Annotated in this window: 18 protein-coding genes, 1 pseudogene and 1 CRISPR repeat array; of the genes and pseudogenes, 1 reads left to right on the top strand and 18 read right to left on the bottom strand. The window is 26.6% G+C overall.

Going from position 1 to position 17,130, the window contains the following annotated elements; translation table 11 throughout:
• Nucleotides 1-266: 266 nt before the first annotated feature.
• The 18 genes from BUA90_RS12510 to cas6 all read right to left on the bottom strand — a co-directional run bounded on the left by BUA90_RS12510 (nucleotide 267) and on the right by cas6 (nucleotide 16,739).
• Entirely contained in the window at nucleotides 267-566 is a 300-nt protein-coding gene (locus BUA90_RS12510) for a YdcF family protein (protein ID WP_200793503.1), read from the bottom strand.
• Complete coding sequence (locus BUA90_RS12505) at nucleotides 563-859, bottom strand: YdcF family protein (protein ID WP_200793502.1); 297 nt, start codon at nucleotides 857-859, stop codon at nucleotides 563-565. The genes BUA90_RS12510 and BUA90_RS12505 overlap by 4 nt, the downstream gene beginning before the upstream one ends.
• Before the next feature lie 263 nt (nucleotides 860-1,122).
• The gene (locus tag BUA90_RS07240) at nucleotides 1,123-1,884 is read right to left on the bottom strand and encodes a gamma-glutamyl-gamma-aminobutyrate hydrolase family protein (RefSeq protein ID WP_072967103.1); all 762 of its coding nucleotides are present in this window, start codon (nucleotides 1,882-1,884) and stop codon (nucleotides 1,123-1,125) included.
• A gap of 26 nt (nucleotides 1,885-1,910) precedes the next feature.
• Nucleotides 1,911-2,801 (bottom strand): homoserine kinase, encoded by an 891-nt coding sequence (gene thrB / locus BUA90_RS07235; RefSeq protein ID WP_072967270.1) that lies wholly within the window; start codon nucleotides 2,799-2,801, stop codon nucleotides 1,911-1,913.
• Between the two features lie 9 nt (nucleotides 2,802-2,810).
• Nucleotides 2,811-4,304 carry a threonine synthase gene (gene thrC, locus BUA90_RS07230; protein WP_330390694.1) on the bottom strand — a complete coding sequence of 498 codons (1,494 nt, stop codon included), beginning with the start codon at nucleotides 4,302-4,304 and terminating at the stop codon, nucleotides 2,811-2,813.
• 25 nt (nucleotides 4,305-4,329) lie between these two features.
• Nucleotides 4,330-4,845, bottom strand: coding sequence for a cob(I)yrinic acid a,c-diamide adenosyltransferase (gene cobO / locus BUA90_RS07225; RefSeq protein ID WP_072967100.1), 516 nt, complete (start codon nucleotides 4,843-4,845; stop codon nucleotides 4,330-4,332).
• Nucleotides 4,846-5,207: 362 nt separating this feature from the next.
• Nucleotides 5,208-6,122: a pseudouridine-5'-phosphate glycosidase gene (locus tag BUA90_RS07220; RefSeq protein WP_072967098.1), complete on the bottom strand. Its 915-nt coding sequence runs from the start codon at nucleotides 6,120-6,122 to the stop codon at nucleotides 5,208-5,210.
• Nucleotides 6,116-7,219 carry a carbohydrate kinase gene (locus BUA90_RS07215; protein ID WP_330547709.1) on the bottom strand — a complete coding sequence of 368 codons (1,104 nt, stop codon included), beginning with the start codon at nucleotides 7,217-7,219 and terminating at the stop codon, nucleotides 6,116-6,118. Before BUA90_RS07215 ends, BUA90_RS07220 begins: the two co-directional genes overlap by 7 nt.
• 87 nt (nucleotides 7,220-7,306) lie before the next feature.
• Complete coding sequence (locus tag BUA90_RS07210; protein ID WP_072967094.1) at nucleotides 7,307-7,579, bottom strand: hypothetical protein; 273 nt, start codon at nucleotides 7,577-7,579, stop codon at nucleotides 7,307-7,309.
• Nucleotides 7,580-7,655: 76 nt separating this feature from the next.
• On the bottom strand, nucleotides 7,656-8,072 hold the full coding sequence (locus BUA90_RS07205; protein ID WP_072967092.1) for a secondary thiamine-phosphate synthase enzyme YjbQ: 417 nt from the start codon (nucleotides 8,070-8,072) through the stop codon (nucleotides 7,656-7,658).
• Between the two features lie 141 nt (nucleotides 8,073-8,213).
• Nucleotides 8,214-8,720: a CRISPR direct-repeat array (repeat unit 30 nt; unit sequence GTTTCAATTCCTCATAGGTAGTCTAATAAC).
• A gap of 240 nt (nucleotides 8,721-8,960) precedes the next feature.
• A complete protein-coding gene (gene cas2 / locus BUA90_RS07200; protein WP_072967090.1) occupies nucleotides 8,961-9,224 on the bottom strand; it encodes a CRISPR-associated endonuclease Cas2 in 264 nt (87 codons plus the stop codon).
• Between the two features lie 12 nt (nucleotides 9,225-9,236).
• Nucleotides 9,237-10,133, bottom strand: a complete 897-nt coding sequence (cas1b, locus tag BUA90_RS07195; RefSeq protein WP_330390697.1) for a type I-B CRISPR-associated endonuclease Cas1b — start codon at nucleotides 10,131-10,133, stop codon at nucleotides 9,237-9,239.
• A gap of 20 nt (nucleotides 10,134-10,153) precedes the next feature.
• On the bottom strand, nucleotides 10,154-10,324 hold the full coding sequence (locus tag BUA90_RS07190; protein WP_159430007.1) for a Dna2/Cas4 domain-containing protein: 171 nt from the start codon (nucleotides 10,322-10,324) through the stop codon (nucleotides 10,154-10,156).
• Nucleotides 10,325-10,360: 36 nt separating this feature from the next.
• Nucleotides 10,361-12,619 (bottom strand): CRISPR-associated helicase/endonuclease Cas3, encoded by a 2,259-nt coding sequence (locus tag BUA90_RS07185; protein ID WP_072967086.1) that lies wholly within the window; start codon nucleotides 12,617-12,619, stop codon nucleotides 10,361-10,363.
• Nucleotides 12,606-13,307: a type I-B CRISPR-associated protein Cas5b gene (cas5b, locus tag BUA90_RS07180; protein WP_072967084.1), complete on the bottom strand. Its 702-nt coding sequence runs from the start codon at nucleotides 13,305-13,307 to the stop codon at nucleotides 12,606-12,608. Before cas5b ends, BUA90_RS07185 begins: the two co-directional genes overlap by 14 nt.
• A 10-nt stretch (nucleotides 13,308-13,317) precedes the next feature.
• On the bottom strand, nucleotides 13,318-14,217 hold the full coding sequence (gene cas7b, locus BUA90_RS07175) for a type I-B CRISPR-associated protein Cas7/Csh2 (RefSeq protein WP_200793501.1): 900 nt from the start codon (nucleotides 14,215-14,217) through the stop codon (nucleotides 13,318-13,320).
• The gene (locus tag BUA90_RS07170) at nucleotides 14,210-15,985 is read right to left on the bottom strand and encodes a TIGR02556 family CRISPR-associated protein (RefSeq protein ID WP_072967080.1); all 1,776 of its coding nucleotides are present in this window, start codon (nucleotides 15,983-15,985) and stop codon (nucleotides 14,210-14,212) included. Before BUA90_RS07170 ends, cas7b begins: the two co-directional genes overlap by 8 nt.
• A 4-nt stretch (nucleotides 15,986-15,989) precedes the next feature.
• Nucleotides 15,990-16,739, bottom strand: a complete 750-nt coding sequence (gene cas6 / locus BUA90_RS07165; RefSeq protein WP_072967078.1) for a CRISPR-associated endoribonuclease Cas6 — start codon at nucleotides 16,737-16,739, stop codon at nucleotides 15,990-15,992.
• A 246-nt stretch (nucleotides 16,740-16,985) separates the two neighbouring features.
• Between cas6 and BUA90_RS07160 the strand changes: the two are divergent.
• A pseudogene (locus tag BUA90_RS07160) lies at nucleotides 16,986-17,130 on the top strand (IS3 family transposase); the annotation flags it as partial.

Below are 17,130 nucleotides of genomic sequence, written 5' to 3'. Positions count from 1 at the left end.
TTAAATTTGTAGTCTATTAGATTGTACCAAAATTATATTACTAATACAATATATAAATCGTCCCATTTTTTTATAACTATGTACATATTATTCTAAATTTCTTTAATATACTTCAATATTCTCCATTTTTTCTCTATCGTATATAAATTATTATTAAAAGTTGATATTTACTACAATATAGATTAGTAAAATTAAAATTGAAAAAATCGGTCAAAAGACCGACTTAAACTATAAAACTATTGTACCATTTATTTCAAATTCATATGTCAATCTAATAAAAAAGATTTAATAACTGCTGCATATTCCCTTAAATATATATATTTTTTTATACTCTCTGGAGTTTTAGCAGGTATTCCATAAGCTTTAAAGCCCAATCTCTTAGCCAAAAACTTTGCTCTAAATAAATGAAAATCAGAAGTAATAATCAGTACTTTATATTTATTTTTTTTATTAATTTTTTCAATTATATTTTTAGTGAATTTTAAATTTTCATAAGTACTTGTCGATTTATCTTCTTGTATTATTCTATCTTCTTGTATTCCTTTTGCTATTAAAAACTTCTTCATTGCTTCAGCTTCTGGAACATCTTCATTTTCCCCTTGTCCACACCAGTTACCACAATTTTTAGCTTTTTATTTTTTACTGCATATTCATAAGCCTTATTTAATCTTTCATACAATGCTGGTGAAGGAGTACTTCCATACAATCTAGCTCCTAAAATAATAATATAGTCTATATTTTCAGAATTAATATCATCATCTAATCTTCCTTCATTTATAATTAATCCTTCGATAATAATAAAGGACATTATAAATAAAAAAAGCAATATTATTACAATCTTTTTTAATATATTTTTCATAAAATTTTCACCTTTATATGTCTATACAATATTTATAATAGCATCTATTAAATAACATAATATTATAATATTTTATAATTTTCAACTTCATTTTATCATAAATCGGCTTGAAAACTGTACCAGTAGCTAAAGAACTAAAATAAGCACTTGGAAACAAAAAACATCCCATAATAGCAGTTGCGTTTTGACCAAATTGCTAATCCCAATGCAACAATAGCTGGAAAAATAGATAAAAAACCATAATGCACAACAGCATTTTCCATTTAAACATTCTTCCTTAATCTTTTTATATTATTTATAAACAACTGGAATACACTTAACTGTTCTTTATGTACTTCAACCATCATCTCTGGATGCCACTGAACTCCAACTATAAATGAATAATCTGGATGTTCAAATCCTTCAATTATACCATCTTTTGACCATGCTGTTTTTAACAAACCTTCTCCTAATTTATCTATAGCTTGATGATGAAAACTGTTAACTTTCAATTTATTTGTTTTAAACGCTAAATATAACTTGCTTTCATTATCAATAATTACATCATGGCAATATTCATATTTGGGAATCATTATTCCTACATGTTCTATGTCAGTCATATTTGTTTTTGATATATCTTGATATAATGTCCCACCAAAATAAACATTTATTAATTGAAACCCACGACATATCCCGAAAACAGGCTTATCCTTCTTTAAAACCTTATCTAGTAATTTAAATTCAAAATCATCTCTTTCAGGATTTATTAAACCTATTCCCTTTTTTAATGCCTGTCCATATTTAAATGGATAAATATCAGGTCCACCAGAAAAAAGAAAACCATCTAATATGTTTGATAATTCTTCTATGTAATCATCATCATGTATAACAGGTATAGTAACAGGAATTCCTCCTGCCTTTTTAATACATCTTGAATAATCCATAGTCGACATCTGCATATCTTGACCGGGCAACCCCCTATACCTTTTCTCCTTTAATTCCCTATCTTTCACTAAGTAAGTAGTAATACCTATTAACGGTTTCACATTATCACCTTAATTCAAAATATTTTTTATAATTGCACTTCTTCAACCTTAGCACCATAAAAATCAATACTTAATTCATATACTTTCCATGTAGCATTTAATCTTGAAAATTCCCTCTCAAATTTTTCTTTAATATAAACTCCTTCCTTATCCAAAGCCATTATAGTTGGACCAGCTCCACTTAAAAATACTCCCACAACGCCTATATCTTCACATATTTTTATTATCTCATCATAATCATCAATAAGTTTTCCTCTATAATTTTGATGTAATTTATCTTTACAAGCTTCTCTCAACAAGTGAAACTCTCCATTTACTAATGAAGATATTAACAAGGCAGTTCTTCCTACATTGTAAACTCCATCTTTATAAGGTATATTTTGAGGAAGTACCGACCTAGCTTTTTCAGTTGATAATCTAAAATTTGGAACTAAAGCATAAAACTTTAAACCTTCAGTTATATTTATTTTACTAAAATACACTTTACCATTTTCATATATCGCAGCTGTCATACCTCCAAATAAAGCAGGAGCTACATTATCTGGATGACCTTCTATTTCTGTAGCTATTTTTAGCAATTCTTCTTTTGATAAAACATCTCCAGCCAATCTGTTTGCTCCCACAACACCTCCAACTATACAAGCCGCACTGCTGCCAAGACCTCTAGATATTGGAATATTATCTTCTATTAATATCTTTATCCCTTTGTATTTATATCCTATTTTGTCAAATGTCTTTTTCATAGACTGGAATACTAAATTATCTTCATTTTGAAATTCTCTATCAGTTCCCTCTATTTTTAAACCTTCTTCTATTTCTTCAAAGTAAAAATTATTATATAAATTCAGTGCTATTCCTAAACAGTCAAACCCCGGACCAACATTAGCTGTTGTCGCAGGTACTCTTACTTTTATCATTTCTATCACCTATTTCCCTTCTAATAGTTTTAATATAGTTTCCTTTATTTCATTACCTTTGCAAGTATATTTATGAAGTATTTCTCTTTTATTTAAATCCTTTATACCCTTTGGAACATTTGTACCTAGTAATTCAGCCATTTTTTCTATAAGTTCAAAATCACTAAACTTTTCATATTTATTATCAACTGCCTTAAGAACATCTCTAGTAAATTTAAAAGGACTTGCTGTAGATGCAATGATAGTTTTTGTATTATCATTTGTTTCTTCTTTATATTTTTTATATACAAAATAAGCTACTGCAGTATGCGTATCAATCAAGTAATCTGACCTATTATAAACTTCTTCAATCGCATTATATGTTTCATATTTAGTTGCGTATCCACCATATATTACATCAAGTTTTTCTTTCATTTCATCAGGTATTTCATATATACCATATTTATTTAATTTATTCATCATATCACTTATAGCTTTTTCATCACAATCACTTATATCATATAAAAATCTTTCAAGATTACTTGATACTAATATATCCATAGAAGGAGATATAGTCTTTTTAAATTCCCTTCTTCTATCATAAATACCTGTATTTATAAAATCATACAATACATTATTTTCATTTGAAGCACATATCAATTTATTCACAGGTAGTCCCATTTTCTTTGCATAATATGCAGCTAGTATGTTTCCAAAATTTCCTGTTGGTACAACTATATTGATTTTTTCTCTATCTTTTATCTTTTTTTCTTTCAACAAATTTAAATAACCATAAAAATAATAGACTATTTGCGGCACCAATCTGCCTATATTTATTGAATTTGCTGAAGAAAACATATATCCCATATCATTGATTTTTTTATTAAACTTTCTATCTGCAAAAGTTTCCTTGACACCTCTTTGAGCATCGTCAAAATTTCCTTTAATACCTACAACAAATGTATTTAAGCCTCTTTGAGTAATCATCTGCATCCTTTGAACTTCACTAACTCCATCTTGAGGATAAAATACTATAATTTTTACTCCTTCTACATCAGCAAATCCTTCTAAAGCAGCTTTCCCTGTATCTCCAGATGTAGCAGTCAGTATTACTATTTCTTTGTCAACATTTAATTTCTTACTTGCCTTTATAAGTAAATAAGGAAGTATAGAAAGAGCCATGTCTTTAAATGCAAGAGTTGGTCCGTGATACAGCTCCAAGAAAAATACTCCTGCTTTCTCCACAACTGGTGCTATTAACTGAGTTTCAAATTTTTCATCATAAGCTTTTTCTATGCACTCTTTTAATTCACATTCATCAAAATCTGTAAAATATTTTTTCATTATATAAAAAGCTAAATCTTTATAATTCATAGTCATTAGTTCATCAAGACTTTTTTCTATCTTTGGTATCTCTATTGGAACAAATAATCCTCCATCACCAGCAAGTCCTTTTACTATAGCTTCACATGATTTTACTCTTTCATCACTGCTGCGTGTACTTTTATAAAATAAATCCTTCAAATTCATCACCTCTTAAATTTTTTCTTTAACTTTCTATACCTTTTCTCGCCTGTACTCCTTTAGTATAGTAGTGCTTTATTTCTTTCATTTCTGTAACTAAATCTGCAATATCTATTATTTCCTTTGGAGCATATCTACCTGTAAGTATAACTTCAACATGCTCAGCTTTATTTTTAAGCATATCTAATACTTCTTCTAAAGTAAATAATTTAAAATATAAAGCTATATTAATTTCATCTAGTACAACGACATCATATTTGCCTTCTTCTACAATTTTTTTACATTTTTCCAATCCTTTTCTAGCTGCTTCTATATCTTCTTTTTCAGGCTCCCTATATATAAAACAATCCCTTCCCAACTGTTCTATTTCTATTGTTGGTATATATTCTTGCACTTTAACCTCACTGTATTTCATGCCCTTAACAAATTGTCCTATATAAACTTTTTTTCCTGCACAAGCAGCTCTAAGAGCTAGTCCAAAAGCTGCAGTGGTCTTTCCTTTCCCATTTCCAGTATAAACATGTATATACCCTTTTTCCATGATAAATTCCTCCTTTTTATTTTAATAAATATGTATTCAATACTTTTAAAAATACAAAATTTAAGAAATAACAAATAATAAGTTATAAATATAATTTTCTATCTTTTTATTATAAATCCTTCATTTTGATATAAAATATCGACTATTTAAAAAAATATTATAAATTTATAATTATAAAAATTATTATTGTCAATTTTCTACTCAATTCAAATACAATATTTTACATGAATTACACTAAAATGTCGAAAAAATAAATGTCGACTAATGAATAAAAAAATGTCGTCGATTTCCCGGGAAATAAATTATTTCCCAAAACATCAGACGACATCTTTTTATTACAATATTCTCTTACAAATTCTGCATTAGAGGTTTGATAATTCGACAGCTAATTTAGAACCAATTTTAGCATTATTATATACAAGCTGAATATTTGATTCAAGGCTCTTACCTTCTGTTAGTGATTTTATTTTTGAAAGTAAAAATGGAGTAGTTTCTTTACCTTTTATACCCTTTTCATCTGCTTCCTTTAAAGCATCTTCTATGGCATTATTTATCATATTATAATCCATTTCATACTCTTCTGGTATAGGATTAGCTATTACTAATCCACCTTTCAAATTCAAATCCCACTTTGCCTTTATTGCTACTGCAAGTTCCTTTAACGAATCCACTCTATAATCTACTCCATAACCACTTTTTCTAGTATAAAAAGCTGGAAATTCATCAGTTTTATATCCTATTACTGGAACTCCTTGAGTTTCTAAATATTCTAATGTTAAACCTATATCAAGTATAGATTTTGCTCCTGCACATACTACTGCAACATTTGTATTTGCAAGTTCAGTTAAATCGGCAGAAATATCAAATGTCTCTTGAGCTCCTCTATGCACTCCTCCTATACCACCTGTTACAAACACTTTTATACCAGCTAAGTTTGCTATTATCATTGTTGCAGCTACTGTAGTTGCTCCATCAAGTTTTTTAGCTATTACAAATGGTATATCTCTTCTACTAGCCTTTACAACATTTTTATTTTTTGCTAAATATTCTATTTCTTCTCTTTTAAGTCCTACTTTTAATTTTCCATTCAAAATTGCTATTGTTGCTGGAACAGCTCCATTTTCTCTAACTATTTCTTCTACTTTTAAAGCCGTATTTACATTTTCAGGATAAGGCATCCCATGAGATATTATTGTAGATTCTAATGCAACTACTGGCTTTCCTTCATCTAAAGCTCTTTTTACATCTGGATGAATATCTAAATATTTTTTTAACATTTCGTCATCTCCTTTAATTTCTCTTGTATTTTATTTAAAGACATATTAGGATTTATAGTATTTTTATGCGATATAGTAAGTAAAGAAGCTGCCATTGAAAACAATGCACTTTCTTTTAAAGATAAATTATTTAGATAACTATAAGTCAAACCTGCTATAAATGCATCTCCAGCTCCTGTAGTATTTACTACTTTTACTTTAGGAGAAGGTAAATATTCTATTTTTTCTTCATCTCCAAAATATACTCCCTTTTCTCCAAGGCTTATATAAACTCTCTTAACTCCACTATCTATAAAATATCTTATTGCCTTTTTTATGTTTTCTTCGCTATCTATTTTAAATCCTACAAGAATTTCAGCTTCTAATTTATTTGGCTTAATAGTGTGAAAACATCCAATTATATCTTTTATCTTTTTTACTTTTGCAGTCGAAACTGCATCTATTAGAAAATCAACTTCTTTAAAATTACTAACTAAATATTCTATTACTTCTTTCTTTAAATTTGTATCCAAAACTACAACTTCAGAATTCTTTATAATATGAGATTTGCTTCTTATATAATCTATATTTATCTCATCTATTATATCCATATCTGCAATGGCAACTTTCATATCTCCATTTTCATCTAATATTGAAAGATAAATTGAAGATTGTCTATTTTTTAGTATCAGTGAATCTTCCATATCTATTCCAGATATTTTACATTCATTTAAGATTTTGTTTCCGTACAAATCATCTCCTATTGCAGTTATAAGTTTCGTTTCCACATCCATTTTGACTAAATTCTCACTAATATTTCTTGCTACTCCACCTAGAGATATTTTTATTTTCCCCGGATTTGAATCATTCAACTTCAACCTATCATCTGGAAAACCTTGTATATCTACATTGGCACCGCCTATTACTGTTACATATTTTTTATCTTCCAATATATAACCTTTTCCTTTTATATAACCTTTTTTAATTAAGTTTGCAATATGAACTGCTGCTGAAGAACGTGTAATACCCAATTTTTCTGCTAAATCTTTTTGTGATATAAATGGATTTTTTCTAATAATATCTAATATTTCTCTTTCTCTGCTCGTCAAAGAAATCACCTAACTTTTGCTTATGATATAAACTCTTGCTTATAATATATCATTTTTATTATATTTAATCAATATTTTTTGCAAAAAAATAAAAGCCTATTTGGCTTTATACACTTTTTCTATTTCTTCTATTCTTTTATTAAGCTTCTCTATTTCCTTTGCAAGCCATACATTTTCAAACATAGTTTGAAGTAAAGCTAAAAATAAAAAAACTATCATAAAATAGCTAAATGGTATAATTGGTGAGTTTATTTTCCAACTATAATATATAAACGACAATCCAAAAATTATAAAAGGTATTCCAAGTCTCTTTATAACTGCAGATATTTCAGCTAAACACTCTTTTAAACTATAATGCCATTTGAACATATAGCTATCACCTCTTAGCTATATATTCAATATTCTTTAGCAAAGTCCTTTTTATAAAATTATTATCTTTAGTTTTTTATTCTCCAATAATCTTTACAAGCACTCTTTTTGGTCTTTTTCCATCAAATTCTCCGTAAAAAATCTGCTCCCACGGTCCAAAATCTAATTTTCCATCTGTTATGGCAACAACAACTTCCCTTCCCATAATTGTTCTTTTTAAATGGGCATCTGCATTATCTTCAAATCCGTTATGGTCATATTGCTCATATGGTTTCTCTGGAGCTAGTTTTTCTAAAAAACGTTCAAAATCTCTATGTAATCCCGGTTCATCATCATTAATGAAAACACTTGATGTTATATGCATAGCATTGCACAATAAAAGTCCTTCTTTAATACCACTTTCTCTTAAACATTCTTCTATTTTAGCAGTAATATTTATAAAAGCTCTTCTAGTTTCAGTATTAAACCACAATTCTTTTCTATAGGATTTCATAAATAAAAACCCTCCTGATTTTTCTTTTTTATAATTTATTTAAGATTTCAGAACAAAATTTTATGCAAAAATAAAAAAATTATTCCTTATAGATAGTCTAATAACCAAAATATTTGGAAAAGTAAACCCACCTGCAAAACTGTTTCAATTCCTTATAGGTAGTCTAATAACGCTTTCCTGCCTCCAGACCTTCCAAAAGGCACGGTTATGTTTCAATTCCTTATAGGTAGTCTAATAACACAGAGGAGCTATGATTCATTGGTTTAAAGAAATGGCAAGGTTTCAATTCCTCATAGGTAGTCTAATAACACCTTGGCAACCTTGCAGCAGACGTATATTTTGAGGACAGTTTCAATTCCTCATAGGTAGTCTAATAACCTTCTAAAAATTCAATTTCAATTTCTGGATAATAATATTGTTTCAATTCCTCATAGGTAGTCTAATAACCTGTGTTGTCAAAAATAACTTTGTGACTATCGTCTAGTTTCAATTCCTCATAGGTAGTCTAATAACAAATGTCTCGAATTGTTGATGAGATAAACGCTCATGCGTTTCAATTCCTCATAGGTAGTCTAATAACATTAGAAAAAATTTATCTTCTTTTGGGCAATATTTTTAGTTTCAATTCCTCATAGGTAGTCTAATAACCAATCATATACCTTGATACTACCACATTTCTTTATTTTCGTCAATTAACTGATTTTCGCCTTAATTCCTACTATTTTAGTATGATTTCACCCTTCTATATATTGAAATTTACACGTTTTTGATAAAAAATAAAATGTCGTCGATCCCCAGGGGTTTTTGCACTACTGAAGGTCGACGACATTTTGAATATGTATTTTAAACACATGTTTTACAATTATTTCATTTTACATACTCCTTTATTTATAATATATTTTCTTCTCCACCCTTTTTAATACCCAATGTTTCAATTGCAGAATATTTAGTAGTTCTAAATCTATATATTATAACAGAATCTCTATCTTCTTTTATTATTCTTCTAAGTTCTGTCTTTAGCTTTATTAAATTTGCTTCTGTTATTTCTCCTTCTAAAACTGAATTTTGCACCCAATAAAGATATTTTCTACATGTTTTAAGTACCTTAGCAACTCTTTTCTGCTCAACATCATATACAAGTATAACAAACATTTCTACACCTCTCTACCATCTTGATACATAAGGCTCAAATTCACTCTCGCCTATCAAATGTTTTTCAAGCTTATATAATTCCATTCGTATAAGCCTTCTATATGATACTTTTCTTCCTAATTGTCTATGATTTATTGTCTTTTTCAATCTTCTATCAAATTCTTCAATAAATACTCTTTTACCTTTGTCTTTTAAAAGTATACCACCCATATCTTCTTCAAAATCACTTTTAGTTATCATCTTCTTTGAAAGTAAAGTAAATATTAATCTGTCAATTATTATCGGTTTAAAAATCTCTGATATATCAAGATTTAATGTAAAACGTCTAAAATTAGTAGCATGTAAATAACCAATTCTAGGGTCTAAATGAGTTTTATATATTTCTCCAAGAACAAGCACATAAAAAAGAGAATTCCCAAAACTTATAAGAGCATTTAATTCATTTTGAGGTGGTCTTCTAGTTCGCTGATTGAATATAAAATCTTCATTAGAAATTATTTCATCAAAAGCTTTATAGTATATATCTCTTATATTACCTTCTATAGCCATGAGTTCATTTACTTTGTTACATTTTTCTATTTTTTTATAAAGTAGAATAATATTTTCCTCAATTTTTCCTAAATCCTTACCACGATTTTTATAGTATTTTATTACATTCAATATATTTTTACAGCTTCCTTCAACTATTTTTGAAGCTAAAATTATTCGTTTATTTTCATCAAGATAATGTTCTGCCTGCTTTAATATAATATACCCTGAATTTAAATGTTCTCTTGGATAATATGTACCAACATAATAACCATAATGATTGAAAAAATGCAGTAATATTTCTTTTTGAGACACAAATTCAAGAAATCTCTTATTTAAATCTACTTTTCCAACTAAAACATGTCCATTTTTCTTGTTTATTATATCTATTTTTATATTTCCTAAAGAAATCTCTTTTTTTCTCTCATATATGAATTTTCATGAATAAATCTACCTAAATCTATATATTGATTATCTTGATCAGGAGTTAAATTATGGGCCATAAGCCAAACTTCTCTCTTACAAATGTAATAGTACCAAATAAGAGTACCATTTACTTTTACATCTTCCACTTTCCCCACTCCTAATTTAATCTTTTATAATAAAAACTAGAAAAACATTGTTTGGTCATTATTAGTAATAAATCCATATTCATTAGAATAATAATAATCTAAATTTTCAATAGGTATTTTCCCATAAAATCTATCTCTCATAAATGGAAAATCTTTAATGTTAATATTAATTACATAAGAAAGAAATTTCTCTTTAATTTCTAAAAACTTATTCATCCTTTTAAATCTATCTTTAATATCAAACAATTCCTCATACTTTGTCCATATATAAGCAGCCTCTTTATCTTTTTCAATAAATACAGGCATTATATATAAACTGTTATTTTCTATTAATTTAAACTGATTATCAACTTCACTAAAATTAAGTTGATTAATGTCCTCTATAATTCTATTAGAATAATCATCACTCTTATCTTTATTTATTTCTTCAAAATAATATTTTGAATAGTCAAAATAATCACTTTCAAATATATAAGAATTATCCTTTAATATTTTTTCTGTCTTACTAATCAAAAATCTGCCATAAACTATATTGGCAAATACACTTTTTTCCCCTTTTAACTTATAAATATAAACATTACCTATATCTTTTTCATTATTTCTATTACATCTCCCAGCACACTGAACTATACTGTCCCAAGGCCCTATATCCCTAATAACAACATCATTATCAATATCAACTCCAGCCTCGACTACTTGTGTAGACACTAAAATGTACTTATCTAACTTCTTTATTTCTAAAATTCTTTCCTTCCTATCTTTTGGTATTACTGATGCAGATAAAAAAACAACTTTTTTATCTGTAATATCTTTGATTTGTTTATAAACTTCTTGTGCTGACTTCACAGTATTTAAAACTATCATTATTTTATTTGCTCTTTTTATAATTGACTCTATTTCCTCAATAAACTCATCAATACTTCTTTCTTTTAAATCTATATTTAATTTTGTTCTCTTAAAAATTTTAAAATATTCTCTGGTATTTTCTACAAGTTCAACATCTCCTTTAAATATCAAAGGTTGAGTAGCTGTCATTAAAATAAAATATGTATTCAATAAATTCGATAATACTTTAAAACTATGTCTAATTAATTTCCAATATTTATAAGGTATATTCTGAACTTCATCAAGTATAACTATAGAATTTGCAAGTTTATTAAATTTCAAAAGTTCGCTATTCTTATTAGAAAATATACAATTAAGTAATTTTATAAATATTATTACAACAATTTTTGAATCCCATGTCTCTATTAAAAATTTGCTTTTCTCCGTCTCAAAATAATCTTCACTATCTTTATATTCTACTTTTGATAAATAATGATGTTTTAAAACATCAGATGTTCTATTGCCAAATATCTTTTGAAATATTTCATATGTCTGATCAATAATACTTGTAAACGGAAAAGTATAAATAATATTATAGTGTATACCTTTTTCTTTATATAATTTTTCTCGCAATTTTAGTGCAAAATTTAAACTATTTAGTGTCTTTCCCATACCCGTTGGCAGAGTTAATGTAAATATTTTTTTATTTAAGTTTTCTATTTTACTTTCAACGTTAATTTTTGCTTCGTTTCTCTTATCATTAATAATATTTTTACATTTAGGAAGTTTTTCAATAAATTCTTCTAGCTTCTCTATTTTTATCTCTTTATTTTTTTCTCTTTTTTTGTCAAATATAACAGAAAATTTATCGCTATATATTAAAATTGAATAAAAATATTTTAATTTGAAATATTCTTCAATATTTAAAAGCATATCATCTTCATAGTAAATTACAGCTTCCATTTCATCGAATAACTCTATAAATATGTCTTTAATCTCTTCACTTTTAACACATGGTAAATTAAATTTTTCCAATATTGAGTTTAATTCTTTAAAATCTATTGTTTTTAACTGCTTGTCCAAAATTTCTATTTGACTTTCTACTTCTATTTTTTTCATAGACAGTTCATCATACATATTTTGAATATTACCATGATGTCGTTTTACTATCAAAAATCCTTTAAGTGCTTTATCTTTATCAAATTTTTTCTGCAAAATAACGTAAGTAAATAAAGCTGACAGAAAGCCATGATTTTTAATAAAACCATGGCTTTCTATTTTTTTGATATAATCTTGAAAATACGATGTAGCCTTTCCCAAATCATGTCCTATTAGAATGATTTTTAAAAAATCTCTATCTTCAAGAAATAATTTATTTTCTTTTAAAATTTCCATCCCATAATTATAAACTTTTTCAAGATGGTCCACTAATAACGTTTCTGGATGGGATAAAAGTTTAAATGAATACAATTTTATCCCCGCTTTCTAATTTATAATACACAGGTATATTGCACATAATAGTCTTTCCTGTTCTTTCATATAACACACTTATGTATTCTGTTATCTCTCTTTTTTCATTCATTTCACTATAAACAGTATCCTTTAGATACTCTCTGCCATTTTGAATTTTTATACTAATATTTTCATTAAAAGGTATTAATGTATCTATTTCCACAAATTTTTTATTCTCAAATTTTTCTGCGTGAAATTCTCCAATAAATTTATAATTAGCTATTAACTCTGATAAGCCTAGACAAATACTATAAATACATTTTTTATCAATCAATAATTCTTTTAAATTTCTATAAAGTTCATTGTCTTTATGATAAAAATATATCCTATATTTACAGTCCTTTATTACTTCTAGATTTACTTGTGTTCTATTTTTTATCTTGCTCATATCAATAGCTTGTTTTGTATCAATGTAATTAATAGGTATTCTCGTTTTCTTTATGGAATTTATTATCTTTATGGCTATCTTACAGTTTTTATTTTGAAAATATTTCAAATACTCATTTTTATCTATACCTAAAATAGCAGATACCAATCCATATATAGCCGTTTTAGGGGGAAAAGAAAATGTCAAAGGTGAAGATGTAGTAAAGTATTTTCTAAAATGGCCGTAATCTCCCCACACATCAAAAACTAAAATTTTCATATTACATCACCTAAATTATTAATTTATTTACTTTTATCCCAACTTCTTCTAGTACTTTAAATATATCAACACTCATATTTAACCTACTATCAACTTTAATTTCTACATCTTCTATCTTATCTTTATTTTCTTTTAGTATCTTAATAAAATCATCAATATTTAATATGAAATCTTCTACATTTCTTATTTGTTCATCTTCTTTATCTGATTCTATTCTCATTGTTTTTAAAAGGTCTCCTATATGATAATATTTTTCTTTATAATTAACTTTCACTAATAATCTCGGTACTTGTCCTATTTTGGACCTTGAAATCAAATTCTTCGTTCCATTCCAAATTGCTTCTATAAGAAGCTTAACATCTTCTTTGGTAAGTTTAGTAGCTTCTGCAGCCTTTTCATTTATAATTCCATAAAATCCTATAAGTGAATATGGAAGTATAAATTCTTCTCTAAAAGTCTTATTATCTTTATTCTGTCCTGAAGCAAATGCTCCTGTACCTTTAATCCTCTTTATTTCTACTTTATGTAAGCTTCTTCCCATAGTAAATTGAACCGGACCTGTAAAAGTAACTGAATCTTTGTCTAATGGTATAGTAGCACCAAACAATCTTACATCTATACACTGTTGTAAAATATTTTGTATAATATCTTCTTTTTTCTTTCCAAAATCTTTAGCTCTTATTTTACCATCTTGTACTTTGCCTTGTTCGTTCCTAATTTCTCTAACAAAAATTTCTTTTCCCAAATAATCATATAAATAATCTCTTATAGTTCTCTTTAACCTTACATCGGTAACTATATTTATACCTGTTTCTTCATCAATTCTAGGTTTATTTTGATCTATTGGGTCACCATTTGGATTATTATCTTTAATATCGTATAAAAAAATTATTTCGCTTCTATTAATCATCTTCATATTCCTCCTTATCAGTTAATATAATGTGTCTTTCTAAATTCATACCTAATGAAAAATAGAATGGTATATCAAGTTCTGAAATTGTCCATTTTTCTCCAGCTTCAAGTAAGTATTTAGATGCTAAAGCTTGTATATCTCTATAATATTCTGCATCATATTCTATAAACTTATTTTGTATTTCTGGAAGTAGTCTTTTTATATCTTTTTTAGATAATCTCAATCCTTTTAATCTACTTATAAACGGTTTCCTCTTTTCTTTAGCATACTGTAAATTTAGTAATTTTTGAGTTAAAAATCCTAATAAAAATACAGCTTTTTTATCAGGAGTAGTAAAAAAATCCATATTTTCATTAAATAAATTTTCAAATAATTCTTCTTTTGAATTATAATTAGCTATATTCCACTCCATTTTATCCATAATTTTCACCTGCCCTTTTTCTTTAAACAAAACGCCTAATAATCTTAAATACATTAAAAATCCATACGATTTAATAGTTTCATAATAAAAATATTTTCCTTCATCCTGATTAAATTTTTCTATAATGTGATTACAGATATGAGATATTATAAACTTATAATCAATTTCCTTGTCAGAAAGTATAATATCAATAGTTTCAAGAAAATATCTATTGTACGTCTTTCTTGGGAATAATGTATTTAAAAATGAAAAATTCACTTTAATATTCTCACTAATCTCGCTACTACTAAAAATAGAATTTATTTTTGTCATATTTTCATATATTTTTCTAAATCTTGAAGGCAAAATTTCTTGTACATTAAGTTTGATATTAAGAGCAGAATTATTTACTTCAAAGAAAAGCATATCGAAAGTCGCATAATCTTCCACTTTTGAAAGCCTTTTTATAATCATTTCTTCTGCATTTTCATATCTATCATCAATATTTCTATCATCTAATTTTGTTAGAGTTTTTAATACCTTATCTAAATTTTTTTTATAAAGAAGTTTAGGTATTAAATAAAAATCTCTTCCTTGAAACTTAAACTTTAAATTTTCATCAAGATATTTTTTGCCAAGTTCAAGATTAATCGCACAATCTTCACATACAGGAAAATTCTTCCACGAATCTAATTTTTTGAAACCACCTGCTACATATCCTTTTTTATCTACAGTATAAAACTTAAATATATTAGCATTACCAAAAACTTCTTCTTTCTCTTTTTTACAAATTGAACACTTTTTGTTTTTTCCTTTTGATTCTTTTTTATCTATTAGATAATAACTTTTTATGGCTTGGTTTTTAACTTTTTCTTTAAATATTTCAAATTCGCCAATATATTTTTCATCATACTTAACTGTCAAAATATATTTGTTTTTTGAATTTATACTGCCTTTAATATCATTTATTATTTTTTCTTGATTATCTTTTAAGGTGTCTAATAATTTTTTTATCATATCTTTTTCACTGTGTCCTTTATATTCTTTAATTGTATCTTCTAGACATTTTAATATTTTCTTATTAAATGTTTTTTCAGGTGTTGTTAATCTAGCAGTCGGTGTATAATCAGCTCCATTAGTCGCACCTTTTTTATATAGATATTTTAAAATAAAATCTTTTCTAAACTCAGCTATATTTATTCCTATATAGTCAAAATCTTTATTTAAAGTTATTTCTAATACAGTATTGTATGTACCGTTATCATTTGGATTTTCGACAAATAACTCTAATACATCTCCTACTTTTTTCTTCATAATATCCTCTAATCTTTTCTTCCCAAGTTCAGATACAGCATTTAATTCCATCAGTTCACCTCCTTACATCTACTATCTCAAAACACCCAAATCCTTGAGCGTTTTTACTTCCTAATCCCGTATCATAAGCTAATTTAATTAGTTCTTTAGAACCTTTCATTATAAATTCACCTATCCAGCCTTTAATGATAAATCCTCTATAATTAGCTAAAATTAATTTTATTTTCTCATCATTAATTGGATTTACTGAAAATTCACATTCTGGCATATCTTTTCTATAAAAAGATTTATATTTTTTCTGCAAATTTTTATATGCTAATTCAGAAAAAACTCCATCTCCGGGCTTGTAATAAATCGTTTTTTTCTTGCCATGAATATCAACTGTACTGTATGTAACTGCTGGAGACAGCATTTTTATAACAACCTCTTCTTCTATTTCACGATTAGAAAATACTTCTATTTTTTCTAATCTTATTTGAGTTTTTCCTAAAACGAGATTGTCTTTTTTTATCAATGTACTAGCAAAATCATTAATAAAATCATCTAGTATTGATGAAACCACTAACTTAATAGGAGATGAAAATATTATTGTATTAGACTGCTTGTCCATTTTAAATGGTCCAAATACCCTTGAAAAAGTAAATAACTTAAAACTCCTTTTTTCATATTTATAACCTTCATCATGCAAAAAACGTCTAAATGCATTATCAGAAATATTTTTATAGATAAATCCTTGTAAAATATGATTGTAGTGTATTGGTAATACTAATTTATTTTTAAATGAAAATTCTATACTTAATCTCACTGCCATCCTCCTACAATTTTATATTTTTATGTTTATATATTCTATTTTTATCATTTATTTCCTTTGAAATTTCAAAAAAATAGATAAAACGATATAATTTCATAATTATATAACTTGTTGAATAATTAAATTATAAGCGTTAGGTCATCAAAGGCTTAAATTTTATTACCTATTTATTCCATGGATATTTTGTTAGAAATAATCTTTTTTCTTTATCATCTATTAATTTTTTTACTAGATACAACATCAGGCTCATTTAAAGCAAAAGACAATAGAAGCCAAGAAGAAAATGAGCTAATAAGACTCAGAAAAGAAAATCAAAGATTAAAAATGGAGAATGATATTTTAAAGCAAGCGGCGCTGATAATGGGACGAAAATAGCCATTATTAA

It is taken from the genome of Caminicella sporogenes DSM 14501, from assembly GCF_900142285.1.
GTDB lineage: Bacteria > Bacillota > Clostridia > Peptostreptococcales > Caminicellaceae > Caminicella > Caminicella sporogenes.
Note: the sequence above shows the minus strand (reverse complement) of the source record. Positions and strands in the feature narration are given on the sequence as shown.

What these genes read in the sequence shown, in the direction of transcription:
- BUA90_RS12505 (WP_200793502.1), bottom strand. Translation starts at nt 859, where the DNA reads ATGAAAAATATATTAAAAAAGATTGTAATAATATTGCTTTTTTTATTT.
- BUA90_RS07205 (WP_072967092.1), bottom strand. Translation starts at nt 8,072, where the DNA reads ATGAAATCCTATAGAAAAGAATTGTGGTTTAATACTGAAACTAGAAGA.
- thrB (WP_072967270.1), bottom strand. Translation starts at nt 2,801, where the DNA reads ATGATAAAAGTAAGAGTACCTGCGACAACAGCTAATGTTGGTCCGGGG.
- BUA90_RS07220 (WP_072967098.1), bottom strand. Translation starts at nt 6,122, where the DNA reads ATGTTAAAAAAATATTTAGATATTCATCCAGATGTAAAAAGAGCTTTA.
- BUA90_RS07170 (WP_072967080.1), bottom strand. Translation starts at nt 15,985, where the DNA reads ATGGAATTAAATGCTGTATCTGAACTTGGGAAGAAAAGATTAGAGGAT.
- cas2 (WP_072967090.1), bottom strand. Translation starts at nt 9,224, where the DNA reads ATGTTTGTTATACTTGTATATGATGTTGAGCAGAAAAGAGTTGCTAAG.
- BUA90_RS12510 (WP_200793503.1), bottom strand. Translation starts at nt 566, where the DNA reads ATGAAGAAGTTTTTAATAGCAAAAGGAATACAAGAAGATAGAATAATA.
- cas5b (WP_072967084.1), bottom strand. Translation starts at nt 13,307, where the DNA reads ATGAAAATTTTAGTTTTTGATGTGTGGGGAGATTACGGCCATTTTAGA.
- BUA90_RS07210 (WP_072967094.1), bottom strand. Translation starts at nt 7,579, where the DNA reads ATGTTCAAATGGCATTATAGTTTAAAAGAGTGTTTAGCTGAAATATCT.
- cobO (WP_072967100.1), bottom strand. Translation starts at nt 4,845, where the DNA reads ATGGAAAAAGGGTATATACATGTTTATACTGGAAATGGGAAAGGAAAG.
- cas7b (WP_200793501.1), bottom strand. Translation starts at nt 14,217, where the DNA reads ATGATTAATAGAAGCGAAATAATTTTTTTATACGATATTAAAGATAAT.